Below are 12,849 nucleotides of genomic sequence, written 5' to 3'. Positions count from 1 at the left end.
CAAATTTTACCTTAGCCTGATCCGTTACCAGTGAAAGTAACGTTCAGTCTATCTTTCTATCACATACCCAAATTTTTAAAGAACGAACTAGTCAAAGACTAGAAATCAACATTCACCATCACAATGATGGAATGCTCATTTCTAAGCTTTCTACAAACAGAAGCAGTAGTGGTGGAGCCAAACGGGATCGAACCGTTGACCTCCTGCGTGCAAGGCAGGCGCTCTCCCAGCTGAGCTATGGCCCCGTATTTCTACAGGCGTTTCCCACACAAAATTGGTGGGTCTGGGCAGATTCGAACTGCCGACCTCACCCTTATCAGGGGTGCGCTCTAACCAACTGAGCTACAGACCCAATTTCGGGCTGCTTCTTTTCGTCTTCTTCAATGAATCAAGCAATTCGTGTGGGAACTTATGGAGCAGCTGATGTCGTCGATTAAGGAGGTGATCCAGCCGCAGGTTCCCCTACGGCTACCTTGTTACGACTTCACCCCAGTCATGAATCACACCGTGGTAACCGTCCTCCCGAAGGTTAGACTAGCTACTTCTGGTGCAACCCACTCCCATGGTGTGACGGGCGGTGTGTACAAGGCCCGGGAACGTATTCACCGCGACATTCTGATTCGCGATTACTAGCGATTCCGACTTCACGCAGTCGAGTTGCAGACTGCGATCCGGACTACGATCGGTTTTATGGGATTAGCTCCACCTCGCGGCTTGGCAACCCTCTGTACCGACCATTGTAGCACGTGTGTAGCCCAGGCCGTAAGGGCCATGATGACTTGACGTCATCCCCACCTTCCTCCGGTTTGTCACCGGCAGTCTCCTTAGAGTGCCCACCATTACGTGCTGGTAACTAAGGACAAGGGTTGCGCTCGTTACGGGACTTAACCCAACATCTCACGACACGAGCTGACGACAGCCATGCAGCACCTGTCTCAATGTTCCCGAAGGCACCAATCTATCTCTAGAAAGTTCATTGGATGTCAAGGCCTGGTAAGGTTCTTCGCGTTGCTTCGAATTAAACCACATGCTCCACCGCTTGTGCGGGCCCCCGTCAATTCATTTGAGTTTTAACCTTGCGGCCGTACTCCCCAGGCGGTCAACTTAATGCGTTAGCTGCGCCACTAAGAGCTCAAGGCTCCCAACGGCTAGTTGACATCGTTTACGGCGTGGACTACCAGGGTATCTAATCCTGTTTGCTCCCCACGCTTTCGCACCTCAGTGTCAGTATCAGTCCAGGTGGTCGCCTTCGCCACTGGTGTTCCTTCCTATATCTACGCATTTCACCGCTACACAGGAAATTCCACCACCCTCTACCATACTCTAGTCAGTCAGTTTTGAATGCAGTTCCCAGGTTGAGCCCGGGGATTTCACATCCAACTTAACTAACCACCTACGCGCGCTTTACGCCCAGTAATTCCGATTAACGCTTGCACCCTCTGTATTACCGCGGCTGCTGGCACAGAGTTAGCCGGTGCTTATTCTGTCGGTAACGTCAAAATTGCAGAGTATTAATCTACAACCCTTCCTCCCAACTTAAAGTGCTTTACAATCCGAAGACCTTCTTCACACACGCGGCATGGCTGGATCAGGCTTTCGCCCATTGTCCAATATTCCCCACTGCTGCCTCCCGTAGGAGTCTGGACCGTGTCTCAGTTCCAGTGTGACTGATCATCCTCTCAGACCAGTTACGGATCGTCGCCTTGGTGAGCCATTACCCCACCAACTAGCTAATCCGACCTAGGCTCATCTGATAGCGCAAGGCCCGAAGGTCCCCTGCTTTCTCCCGTAGGACGTATGCGGTATTAGCGTCCGTTTCCGAACGTTATCCCCCACTACCAGGCAGATTCCTAGGCATTACTCACCCGTCCGCCGCTCTCAAGAGAAGCAAGCTTCTCTCTACCGCTCGACTTGCATGTGTTAGGCCTGCCGCCAGCGTTCAATCTGAGCCATGATCAAACTCTTCAGTTCAAACATCTTTGGGTTTTTAAGAAACCCTAAACTTGGCTCAGCAATCGTTGGTTACATCTTTGATTTCTCGCGGAGTAACTTGTGATGCTGATAATCTTGTTGACTATCAGTCTGACTCCACAAGCACCCACACGAATTGCTTGATTCAGTTGTTAAAGAGCGGTTGGTTAAGATCTTTCGTCTCAACCGAGGCGCGCATTCTACAGCAGCCTCATTTGCTGTCAAGTGGTTATTTTCAGAAGTTTTCGAGGATTTCCTCAACAACTTCAACCACTTGCGCTTTCGATCTCTCGTCAGCGGGAGGCGAATTCTACAGCGTTACACGCTGCTGTCAACACCTCTTTTTCTCCGCTTTCGAACCAGAGGATCGAAACGTCGATAGAGCCAAACAACCCTGCCCTACCCACTCCTTCTGGGCTTCGATGAACTGAAGCGCCTCGCTGTCGAATCCTGCATAACTCTTTGTTTACCAAAGAGTTTTCCGTTTCGACTGCGCCGGAAGTGGGGCGAATTATAGACAGATATAAATCGCCGTCAACCGTTACTTTCACATTTCTGTCATATCGGTCAAAAAAGCCCCAAAAACGCAAAGGCCGACCCCAAGGGGTCGGCCTTCTGCTCATCCGACCTTACAAACTGGGAAAGGCGAATTGCGATGCTTCATGGCTTGCACGCTGCGGCCAGCGCTGAGTAATCGCCTTGCGACGGGTGTAGAAACGCACCCCATCCGGCCCATAGGCGTGCAAGTCGCCAAACAGCGAACGCTTCCAGCCGCCAAAGCTGTGATAAGCCACCGGCACCGGCAAGGGTACGTTAACCCCCACCATGCCCACTTCAATCTCGTCACAGAACAGACGCGCCGCCTCACCGTCACGGGTAAAGATGCAGGTGCCGTTGCCATATTCATGGTCGTTGATTAGTTGCATCGCCGCTTCCAGGCTATTCACCCGGACGACGCACAGCACTGGACCAAAGATCTCTTCTTTATAGATACGCATCTCTGGCGTCACGCGATCAAACAGGCAGCCGCCCAGGAAGAAACCGTCTTCATGACCGGCAACGCTCAGGCCACGCCCATCGACCACCAGCTCAGCACCCGAAGACACGCCGTCTTCTATATAACCGCTGACCTTGTCCCGTGCCTGCGCAGAAACCAGCGGCCCCATGTCCAGACCACAGGCAGTACCCGCACCAATCTTCAGCGCCTTGATCTGCGGCACCAGCTTGGCAATCAATGCATCCGCCACCTGGTCACCCACACAGACCGCAACCGAAATCGCCATGCAACGCTCGCCGCAGGAACCGTAGGCGGCCCCCATTAAAGCGCTCACCGCGTTATCCAGATCCGCATCCGGCATCAGCACCGCATGGTTCTTCGCCCCGCCCAGCGCCTGCACGCGCTTGCCGCGCTTGGTCGCTTCGCTATAGATGTACTCGGCAATCGGGGTCGAACCGACAAAACTCAAGGCCTTGACCTCAGGCGCCTCGATCAGCGCATCCACCGCCCCCTTGTCACCATGCACCACGCTTAGCACGCCTTTAGGCAAGCCGGCTTCCTGCAGCAACTGGGCAATCAGCAAGGTCGAGCTTGGATCGCGTTCCGACGGCTTGAGGATAAAGCAGTTGCCGCAAACGATGGCCAATGGATACATCCACAGTGGCACCATGGCCGGGAAGTTGAACGGCGTAATACCGGCCACCACGCCCAGCGGCTGGAAATCGGACCAGGCATCAATGTTCGGGCCAACGTTGCGGCTGTACTCACCCTTGAGGATTTCCGGCGCCGAGCACGCGTACTCGACGTTCTCGATCCCGCGCTTCAACTCACCGGCGGCGTCTTCGAGGGTCTTGCCATGCTCTTGGCTGATCAACTGGGAGATACGGGCTTCATTCTGCTCCAGCAATTGCTTGAAACGAAACATCACCTGGGCACGCTTGGCCGGTGGCGTATTGCGCCAGGCCGGGAATGCGGCCTTGGCCGAGTCGATCGCCTGTTGAATGGTTTCGCGGCTGGCCAATGGCACCTGGTGAATCACTTGGCCTGTGGACGGGTTGTAGACGTCGGCGCTACGCCCGCTGTCGTTCACCAGTTCACCGTTGATCAAATGCTGGATAAGGCTCATGCAAGGCTCCTGAAAAGTTGTCCACAGGCGCGACACGTGTCGCGCCCGACAGTTGTTCTATATAGAAGAAGAAATCAGTCGATCTTGTTCAGCACTTCACCGACCGCATCGAACAAGCGATCCAGGTCCTGCGGCTTACTGTTGAAGGTTGGGCCGAACTGCAGGGTGTCGCCACCAAAGCGCACATAGAACCCGGCCTTCCAAAGCGCCATGCCCGCTTCGAATGGGCGCACGATGGCGTCCCCATCACGCGGGGCGATCTGGATCGCACCGGCCAGGCCATAGTTACGAATGTCGATCACATTCTTGCTGCCCTTGAGGCCATGCAGCGCATTCTCAAAGTGTGGCGCGACCTCGGCCACGCTCTGTACCAGGTTTTCCTTCTGCAACAGATCCAATGCGGCCAGCCCCGCAGCACAGGCCACCGGGTGTGCCGAGTAGGTGTAGCCGTGCGGGAATTCCACCGCGTACTCAGGGGTCGCCTGGTTCATGAAGGTCTGATAGATCTCGCTGCTGGCAATCACCGCACCCATCGGAATCGCGCCGTTGGTCACTTGCTTGGCGATGCACATCAGGTCCGGCGTCACACCGAAGCTATCGGCACCGAACATCGAGCCGGTACGGCCAAAGCCGGTAATCACTTCGTCGAACACCAGCAGGATGCCGTGCTGGTCACAGATTTCACGCAGACGCTTGAGGTAGCCCTGCGGCGGCACGAGCACACCCGCCGAGCCTGCCATCGGCTCAACGAACACGGCGGCGATGTTCGACGCATCATGCAACTCGATCAGCTTGAGCAACTCGTCAGCCAAGGCAATCCCGCCCAACTCCGGCATGCCACGGGAGAAGGCATTGCTCGCCAGCAGCGTGTGCGGCAGATGGTCGACATCCATCATCGCCTGGCCAAAAATCTTACGGTTGCCGTTGACGCCGCCCAGGCTGGTCCCGGCGATGTTCACACCGTGATACCCACGGGCACGCCCGATCATTTTGGTCTTGGTGGCCTGGCCCTTCAGGCGCCAATAAGCACGCACCATCTTCACCGCCGTATCGGCGCACTCGGAGCCAGAGTCGGTGAAGAACACGTGGTTCAGATTGCCTGGGGTCAGGTCGGTAATCTTTTCTGCCAATTGAAACGACAACGGATGACCGTATTGAAAGCCCGGCGAGTAATCCAGGGTGCCCAGTTGCTTGGCGACTGCTTCCTGGATTTCCTTGCGCGTATGCCCAGCACCGCAGGTCCACAGCCCCGACAACGAGTCATAGACCCGACGCCCCTTGTCATCGATCAACCAACTGCCTTCGGCCCCCACGATCAGACGCGGGTCACGCTGGAAGTTACGGTTGGCGGTGTAAGGCATCCAGTGAGCATCCAGCTTCAATTGGCTGGCCAGGGTGGATGGGGCGTTTTCGGGCATGTTCATCAGCAAAACCTCGCAAGGCAAAAGGCAGCGTCGGGATTGAAAAGCGTTGTTGCAGCTAAATTGCCACGGGGATAAAGTCTGTGAAATCCAACTCTTCTAACCTTCAGTCAGGCCTTCACTAAACTATGAGCAGCCGCCGAACCGATCCCCTGGCCCAAGTCAGTGACTTCGATATCCGCCTGTTGCGCATCTTCCGCAGCGTGGTGGAATGCGGCGGCTTCTCAGCGGCGGAAACCGTACTGGGCATCGGCCGCTCTGCCATCAGCCAGCAGATGAGCGACCTTGAACAGCGCCTGGGCCTGCGCTTGTGTCAGCGCGGGCGCGCCGGCTTTTCCCTGACTGAAGAAGGCCGCGAGGTCTACCAATCGGCATTGCAGCTATTAAGTGCGTTGGAGAGTTTCCGCACCGAGGTCAACGGTCTGCACCAACACCTGCGCGGAGAGCTGATCATCGGCCTGACCGATAACCTGGTGACCCTGCCCCACATGCGTATCACCCATGCCCTGGCACAGTTGAAAGAGCGCGGCCCCGACGTGCAGATCCAGATCCGTATGATCGCCCCCAATGAAGTGGAACAAGGCGTGCTCGACGGTCGCCTGCATGTCGGCGTGGTTCCCCAGGCCAGCGCACTGTCAGGGCTGGAGTACCAACCTTTATACAGCGAACGCTCGTTGCTCTACTGCGCAGTGGGCCATCCGCTGTTTTATGCCGACAACAAGCAACTGGACGATCAGCGCATCAATAGCCAGGACGCCATCGCGCCGACCTTCCGCCTGCCTGCCGATATCCAGGCCCACTATCAAGCGCTCAACTGCAGTGCCAGCGCTTCCGACCGCGAAGGCATGGCCTTCCTGATTCTCACCGGGCGTTACATTGGTTATCTGCCCGATCACTACGCCAGCCTGTGGGTGCAACAAGGCCGACTGCGCGCGCTGAAACCGACCACACGTTTTTACGATTTAAGCCTGGCTTCGGTCACCCGCAAAGGCCGCCGCCCTCATTTGGTGCTGGAAAGCTTTCTCGAAAGCCTGGCTGCGACCCGCTGATATGGGCGTCACGTAAAACCTGAGCAAGTGGACAGTTTTTTGCAAGGCACGGGGACCATGAACCGTCAGCCCTGAGTCCCCATGCCATGCCACCAGAATCCTCCAGCGCCAGCGACCTGATCTACGGCCTCAACGACCGCCCCAAACCACTGCCTGCCTTACTCGCGGCCCTGCAACATGTACTCGCCAGCTTTGTCGGCATCATCACTCCACCGTTGATCATCGGCTCGACCCTGGGCCTGGCCGCCCACCTGCCCTACCTGATCAGCATGGCGCTGATGGTTTCCGGTGTCGGTACCTTCATCCAGGCCCGTAGGCCATTTGGAATTGGTGCAGGAATGATCTGCCTGCAAGGCACCAGCTTTGCCTTTCTCGGTGCCGTGTTGTCGGCGGGGTTCCTGGTCAAACAGCGTGGCGGCAGCCCGGAAGACATCCTGGCGATGATCTTTGGCGTGTGCTTTTTCGGCGCGTGGGTGCAGATCGTGCTGAGCCGCTTTATCGGCCAGTTGCGCCGGGTCATCACACCGCTGGTGACAGGGATTGTGATTACCCTGATTGGTATCAGCCTGATCAAGGTGGGCATCACCGACCTGGGTGGCGGCTTCAATGCACCGGACTTTGGCGCGCCGACCAACCTGGCCCTGGGTCTGTTCGTGGTGCTGACGATTATCCTGCTCAACCGTTCGAACACGCCCTGGGTACGCCTGAGCGCAATCATTATCGGCCTGGTGCTGGGCAGCATCGCCGCGTGGCTCAGCGGCAAGCTGGTGCCCCAGCCCCTGCCCGACTTGCCCTTGATCAGCCTGCCGACACCATTTCGTTTTGGCTTCAACTTCGACTGGAGCGCTTTCCTGCCGGTTGCGCTGATTTATCTGATCAGCAGCATCGAAACCGTGGGCGACCTCACCGCCAACTGCATGATCGCCCGCCAGCCCATCAGCGGCCCGTCCTATATAAGCCGGCTCAAGGGCGGCGTACTGGGTGATGGCGTCAGTTGCATGATCGCCGCCGCTTTCAGTGCCTTCCCCAATACCACCTTTGCCCAGAACAATGGCGTGATCCAACTGACCGGCGTGGCCAGCCGCTATGTGGGCTTGTACATCGGCGTGGTGCTGTTTTGTCTGGGGCTGTTTCCGCTGATTGGTGCGCTATTGCAGCAAATCCCCAAGCCGGTGCTCGGCGGCGCAACCCTGGTGATGTTCGGCAGCGTCGCCGCCGCCGGCGTGCGCATCCTGGCCCAGGCCCCGCTGGACCGGCGCAGCATGCTGATCATCGCCACCTCGTTCGGGGTCGGCCTGGGCATCGCCGCACAACCGAACCTATTGCACCTGATGCCAACCCTGGTGCAAAACCTGTTCGATTCGGCCATCACCAGCGGCGGGCTGACAGCGATTGTGTTGTGCCTGATCCTGCCGGAATCCAAGGCAGCAGCGCCTGCCGCAAATCCGCTCGCGGAAAACGACACGCTGGAACCGCTTTGACGCTTTTATCGTATCGGGACTTGTCTGAGGCTTGAGGGTGGGTTATCTGTGCAGCAATCGCATTCATCGATCTGCACGGAAACCTCCATGAGCCTCGAAGTTCCTGCCCACAACAGCCACGCGGGAAAACCCGCCAGCCGCATTCGACAAAAGAACGAGCAAGCGATCATCCAGGCCGCCGAAGACGAATTCGCCCGGCATGGCTACAAAGGCACCAGCATGAACACCATCGCCGCGAGTGCCGGGCTGCCGAAGGCCAACCTGCATTATTACTTCACCAATAAACTGGGCCTGTACATCGCGGTCCTGAGCAATATCCTCGAACTGTGGGACAGCACCTTCAACACCCTGACCGCCGAGGATGATCCCGCCGAAGCACTGACCCGCTATATCCGCACCAAGATGGAATACTCGCGACGCCAGCCACAGGCCTCACGGATCTTCGCCATGGAGATCATCAGCGGTGGCGAATGCCTTACCGAATATTTCAGCCAGGACTACCGCGCCTGGTTCAGCGGCCGGGCCGCGGTGTTCCAGGCTTGGATCGATGCGGGCAAGATGGACCCCGTGGATCCGGTACACTTGATCTTCCTGCTGTGGGGCAGCACTCAGCATTACGCTGACTTCGCGACCCAGATCTGCCGTGTGACCGGTCGCACCAAGCTGACCAAGCAGGACATGGAAGACGCCGGCAGCAACCTTATCCACATTATTCTCAAAGGCTGTGGCATCAAGCCGACCCCCTGAACGAAGCGACCCGATGCCTTTCACCCTGACGGGCTTTTGCGAATTTCGCGAAGAAATCCGCAAAAGCCGCTTCATCACCTATGCCGCACCGATTACCAGCCCGCAAGACGCCCAGGCGTTTATCGAGCAGCACAGCGACCTCAACGCCACGCACAACTGCTGGGCCTGGAAACTGGGTGGGCAATACCGCAGCAACGACGACGGCGAACCCGGCGGCACTGCCGGGCGGCCGATCCTGGCCGCCATCGAGGCCCAGGGTTTTGACCAGGTCGTGGTACTGGTGATCCGCTGGTATGGCGGCATTCAACTGGGCACCGGTGGCCTGGCCCGGGCGTATGGGGGCGGCGCGAACAAATGCCTGCAAAACGCCGAGCGGGTTGAACTGATCAGCCGCGTGCCCTTGAGTTGCACCTGTGGCTTCGCTGAGCTGACGCTGGTAAAGCTGCGTGTCGCCGAACTAGGTGGCCTGGTGCTGGAAGAAACCTTCACCGCCAACGGCGTGGAACTGCAACTGGCACTCGGCGAAGCCCATATCGACACCCTGCAAACGCAGTTGGCCGACCTGAGCCGCGGACGAATCCTGCTACAACGTTGAAACTGATAAGGTCATTCACTGAACCCTGACGTCAAAGGAAGCCTTCATGTCTACCCCAAAAACCGCACTGATCATCGGCGCCTCGCGCGGGCTGGGCCTTGGTCTGGTCAAGCAATTGCTCGAGGGCGGCTGGGATGTGACCGCCAGCGTGCGGGATCCGAGCAAAGCCGATGCCCTGAAAGCCGTTGGCCCGGTCCGGATCGAGAAGCTCGATATGGACGACCAGCAAGCCGTGATCGCCCTGAGCCAGCGCCTCAAGGACCGTACCTTCGACCTGCTGTTCGTCAACGCCGGCGTCAAGGGCCCGGCCAACCAGACCCCGGGCCACGCTACCCAGGCCGAAGTCGGCCAACTGTTTTTCACCAATGCCGTGGCACCGATCAACCTGGCCCAACGCTTTGCCCCACAAATTCGCCAGGGCAGTGGCGTACTGGCATTCATGAGTTCGGTACTGGGCAGCGTGACCATGCCCGATGCGCCAGACCTTGCGCTGTACAAGGCCAGCAAAGCCGCACTGAACTCCATGACCAACAGCTTTGTGACGCAGTTGGGCGAGCAGAAGCTGACGGTGTTGTCGCTGCACCCGGGATGGGTCAAGACCGATATGGGCGGCGAAGGTGCCGACCTGGACGTAGAGACCAGCGTGCGCGGCCTGATTGCCCAAGTGAACGCCTACACCGGCAAGGGTGGCCATCACTTCGTCAACTACAAGGGCGAGACTATTCCCTGGTAACCCTGTGGGAACCGGCTTGCCGACGATGAGGCCCGCCAATAGTGCGCGCCATCACGGGCAAGCCGGCTCCTGCGAGGTTGGCGATTGGGCAGATGAGCGGTGGATAGACCGAGCCGCCCACTCCACGTAGACTGCCCACCTCGTCCTTACCGACGACCCTGGATCAGCAGACAGGGCAACACTGAGCTGGCAAACCTGAACCCATCATTCAGAGGAGCCGGCCAATGCCTGCGACCCGTATCTGGTTAAAAAACCCTCTCGCGATTTTCACTGCCAATGCCCTCGACGCCCGTGGCGGCCTGGTGCTGCAAGACGGTGTGATCGTCGAAGTGCTCGCCTTAGGGCAACAACCGAGCCTGGCCTGCGAACACGTCTTCGATGCCCGCGAACATGTGGTGCTTCCCGGCCTGATCAACACCCACCATCACTTCTACCAGACCCTGACTCGTGCCTGGGCGCCGGTGGTCAACCAGCCGTTGTTCCCCTGGCTGAAAACCCTGTATCCGGTGTGGGCGCGCCTGACCCCGGAAAAGCTGGCCCTGGCCAGTAAAGTCGCCCTCGCCGAACTGCTGCTTTCGGGCTGCACCACCGCAGCGGATCACCACTACCTGTTCCCCGACGGCCTGGAAAATGCGATCGACGTGCAAGTCGACAGCGTGCGTGAACTGGGCATGCGCGCCATGCTCACGCGCGGTTCCATGAGCCTGGGCGAAGCCGACGGCGGGCTGCCACCGCAACAGACCGTGCAACAGGGTGAAGTGATCCTCGAAGACAGCCAACGCCTGATCCAGCGCTACCACGAACGTGGCGACGGCGCACACATCCAGATCGCCCTGGCGCCCTGCTCGCCGTTCTCGGTGACCCCGCAAATCATGAGCGCCAGCGCCGAACTGGCCAACCAACTGGACGTACGCCTGCACACCCATCTGGCGGAAACCCTCGACGAAGAAGACTTCTGCCTGCAGCGCTTCGGCCTGCGCACTGTGGACTACCTCGACAGTGTCGGCTGGCTAGGCCCCCGTACCTGGCTGGCCCATGGCATTCACTTCAACCCCGATGAGATCGCTCGCCTGGGCGCGGCCGGTACCGGGATTTGTCATTGCCCAAGCTCCAACATGCGCCTGGCCTCCGGCATCTGCCCGACCCTGGACCTGATCGCCGCCGGCGCGCCGATTGGCCTGGGGGTGGACGGTTCGGCCTCTAACGATGCGTCCAACATGATTCTCGAAGCGCGCCAGGCCCTGTACATCCAGCGCCTGCGTTACGGAGCGGAAAAAATCACCCCTGAAGGCGTGCTGGGCTGGGCCACCAAAGGCTCTGCCCAACTGCTCGGCCGTACGGATATCGGTGAGCTGGCGGTGGGTAAACAGGCCGACCTGGCCCTGTTCAAACTCGACGAACTGCGCTTCTCCGGTAGCCACGATCCTGTTTCGGCGCTGCTGCTATGCGGCGCCGATCGCGCAGATCGAGTGATGGTGGGCGGCAAGTGGCGGGTGATCGACGGGCAAATCGAGGGCATGGACCTCAAGGGCCTCATCGCCGATCACAGCCAGGCGGCGCGGCAGCTGATCGCCGGCTGACTACAACCCCAGCAGCGACAACATGATAAAGGTCGCAAACAGCACAAAATGGGTCATCCCTTCGATGGCGTTGGTTTCGCCATCGTTGAGGTTGATCGCGCTGACAATCAGCGTGATAAACACCATCACGGTTTGCACCGGCGTCATCGCCATCTGAAACGGCTGGCCGGTGTACAGCGCCATGGCTTCCATCACCGGCACAGTCAGGATCACCGTCGACAACGAAGCACCCAGTGCAATGTTGACCACCGACTGCATGCGGTTGGCCAGGGCCGCACGCAAGGCGGTCAGGATTTCGGGGGCGGCGGAAATCGCGGCCACCAGGATCGCCGTGATCACCGGCGGCGCGCCCGTACCCTCCAGGCCAAGGTCCAGGGTCTTGGACATCACTTCCGCCAGTGCACCAATCACCACCACACCCAGCACCAGGGTTGCGATGGAGAACGTCAGGCTGACCGGCGAAGCCTGTTCTTGCGGCAACGGTTTACGGCGTTTTTGCGGATAGCTGTAGCTGAAGAAGTAACTGTGTGGCCCGACCTGCATGCGCAGGAACAAGGCATACAACACCACCATCGCGCCGATGGTGAAGGCCGAGTAGATTTTCCAGTCGGCCTCGGGGATAAATTCCGGCACCACCATGGAAACGCCCATGGCGGTGAGGATCATTACGCTGTAGGTCCGCGCCGAATCATCGTTGTAGGACTGCTCGCCATGCTTGATGCCGCCCATCAGCGCGGCCAGGCCGAGGATGCCGTTGATATCCAGCATCACTGCCGAGTAAATCGTGTCGCGCACCAGGGTCGGCGACGCCTCGTTGCTCATCATGATCGCCAGGATCACCACTTCTACCAGCACCGCTGCGAGGGTCAGGATCATGGTGCCGTAGGGGTCGCCGACCTTTTCGGCGAGCAGTTCCGCATGGTGGGCCACCCGCATCGAGGCCATGACAATAAAGCCGATCAGCACCAGGCCACCGAGCAGCGCCGTCATCTGCCCACTGTGCAGTAGCCAGTGTTCCAGCGGGTAGGCCACGATGGCGGCGATCAGCGCCAGCCACAGGAACTTTTCTTGCTTGAAGGATGTGAGCATTGCGGGCCTTTTCGAGCAGCGAATCAGTCATTGATGGGGTACAGACTGCGGTGCATCGCT

Annotated in this window: 9 protein-coding genes, 2 tRNA genes and 1 rRNA gene; 6 read left to right on the top strand and 6 right to left on the bottom strand. The window is 58.7% G+C overall.

The genetic code is table 11. From position 1 onward, the window contains the following. Positions 1-169: 169 nt before the first annotated feature. From HZ99_RS20970 to HZ99_RS20950, 5 genes are all read right to left on the bottom strand, one after another. Positions 170-245 (bottom strand) — tRNA-Ala (locus tag HZ99_RS20970). A 30-nt stretch (positions 246-275) separates the two neighbouring features. Then, positions 276-352, bottom strand: a tRNA-Ile gene (locus HZ99_RS20965). Between the two features lie 82 nt (positions 353-434). Further along, positions 435-1,971: ribosomal RNA gene (locus HZ99_RS20960) — 16S ribosomal RNA — on the bottom strand. A 629-nt stretch (positions 1,972-2,600) separates the two neighbouring features. Beyond that, positions 2,601-4,094, bottom strand: coding sequence for a CoA-acylating methylmalonate-semialdehyde dehydrogenase (locus tag HZ99_RS20955; protein ID WP_038445767.1), 1,494 nt, complete (start codon positions 4,092-4,094; stop codon positions 2,601-2,603). 74 nt (positions 4,095-4,168) lie between these two features. After that, the gene (locus HZ99_RS20950) at positions 4,169-5,518 is read right to left on the bottom strand and encodes an aspartate aminotransferase family protein (RefSeq protein ID WP_038445766.1); all 1,350 of its coding nucleotides are present in this window, start codon (positions 5,516-5,518) and stop codon (positions 4,169-4,171) included. Between the two features lie 125 nt (positions 5,519-5,643). Here HZ99_RS20950 and HZ99_RS20945 point away from each other — a divergent pair, with 125 nt between their 5' ends. From HZ99_RS20945 to HZ99_RS20920, 6 genes are all read left to right on the top strand, one after another. Next, complete coding sequence (locus HZ99_RS20945) at positions 5,644-6,564, top strand: LysR family transcriptional regulator (protein ID WP_038445764.1); 921 nt, start codon at positions 5,644-5,646, stop codon at positions 6,562-6,564. 86 nt (positions 6,565-6,650) lie between these two features. Next, on the top strand, positions 6,651-8,045 hold the full coding sequence (locus HZ99_RS20940) for a uracil-xanthine permease family protein (protein ID WP_038445762.1): 1,395 nt from the start codon (positions 6,651-6,653) through the stop codon (positions 8,043-8,045). An 87-nt stretch (positions 8,046-8,132) separates the two neighbouring features. Further along, the gene (locus tag HZ99_RS20935) at positions 8,133-8,792 is read left to right on the top strand and encodes a TetR/AcrR family transcriptional regulator (RefSeq protein WP_038445760.1); all 660 of its coding nucleotides are present in this window, start codon (positions 8,133-8,135) and stop codon (positions 8,790-8,792) included. 13 nt (positions 8,793-8,805) lie between these two features. After that, a complete protein-coding gene (locus HZ99_RS20930) occupies positions 8,806-9,387 on the top strand; it encodes an IMPACT family protein (RefSeq protein ID WP_038445757.1) in 582 nt (193 codons plus the stop codon). Positions 9,388-9,433: 46 nt separating this feature from the next. Then, positions 9,434-10,120, top strand: a complete 687-nt coding sequence (locus HZ99_RS20925) for an SDR family oxidoreductase (RefSeq protein WP_038445755.1) — start codon at positions 9,434-9,436, stop codon at positions 10,118-10,120. Between the two features lie 224 nt (positions 10,121-10,344). Then, positions 10,345-11,700, top strand: coding sequence for an 8-oxoguanine deaminase (locus HZ99_RS20920; protein ID WP_038445753.1), 1,356 nt, complete (start codon positions 10,345-10,347; stop codon positions 11,698-11,700). On the opposite strand, the gene HZ99_RS20915 is transcribed toward HZ99_RS20920, so the two are convergent. Continuing rightward, entirely contained in the window at positions 11,701-12,789 is a 1,089-nt protein-coding gene (locus HZ99_RS20915) for a calcium:proton antiporter (protein WP_038445751.1), read from the bottom strand. Positions 12,790-12,849 lie beyond the last annotated feature (60 nt).

Origin of the sequence: Pseudomonas fluorescens, assembly GCF_000730425.1 — a bacterium.
Classification (GTDB): domain Bacteria; phylum Pseudomonadota; class Gammaproteobacteria; order Pseudomonadales; family Pseudomonadaceae; genus Aquipseudomonas; species Aquipseudomonas fluorescens_X.
Note: the sequence above shows the minus strand (reverse complement) of the source record. Positions and strands in the feature narration are given on the sequence as shown.

Bases quoted from the DNA above. Each gene is read 5' to 3' on its own strand.
- HZ99_RS20955 (WP_038445767.1), bottom strand. From the start codon at position 4,094: ATGAGCCTTATCCAGCATTTGATCAACGGTGAACTGGTGAACGACAGC.
- HZ99_RS20950 (WP_038445766.1), bottom strand. From the start codon at position 5,518: ATGAACATGCCCGAAAACGCCCCATCCACCCTGGCCAGCCAATTGAAG.
- HZ99_RS20945 (WP_038445764.1), top strand. From the start codon at position 5,644: ATGAGCAGCCGCCGAACCGATCCCCTGGCCCAAGTCAGTGACTTCGAT.
- HZ99_RS20930 (WP_038445757.1), top strand. From the start codon at position 8,806: ATGCCTTTCACCCTGACGGGCTTTTGCGAATTTCGCGAAGAAATCCGC.
- HZ99_RS20940 (WP_038445762.1), top strand. From the start codon at position 6,651: ATGCCACCAGAATCCTCCAGCGCCAGCGACCTGATCTACGGCCTCAAC.
- HZ99_RS20935 (WP_038445760.1), top strand. From the start codon at position 8,133: ATGAGCCTCGAAGTTCCTGCCCACAACAGCCACGCGGGAAAACCCGCC.
- HZ99_RS20920 (WP_038445753.1), top strand. From the start codon at position 10,345: ATGCCTGCGACCCGTATCTGGTTAAAAAACCCTCTCGCGATTTTCACT.
- HZ99_RS20925 (WP_038445755.1), top strand. From the start codon at position 9,434: ATGTCTACCCCAAAAACCGCACTGATCATCGGCGCCTCGCGCGGGCTG.
- HZ99_RS20915 (WP_038445751.1), bottom strand. From the start codon at position 12,789: ATGCTCACATCCTTCAAGCAAGAAAAGTTCCTGTGGCTGGCGCTGATC.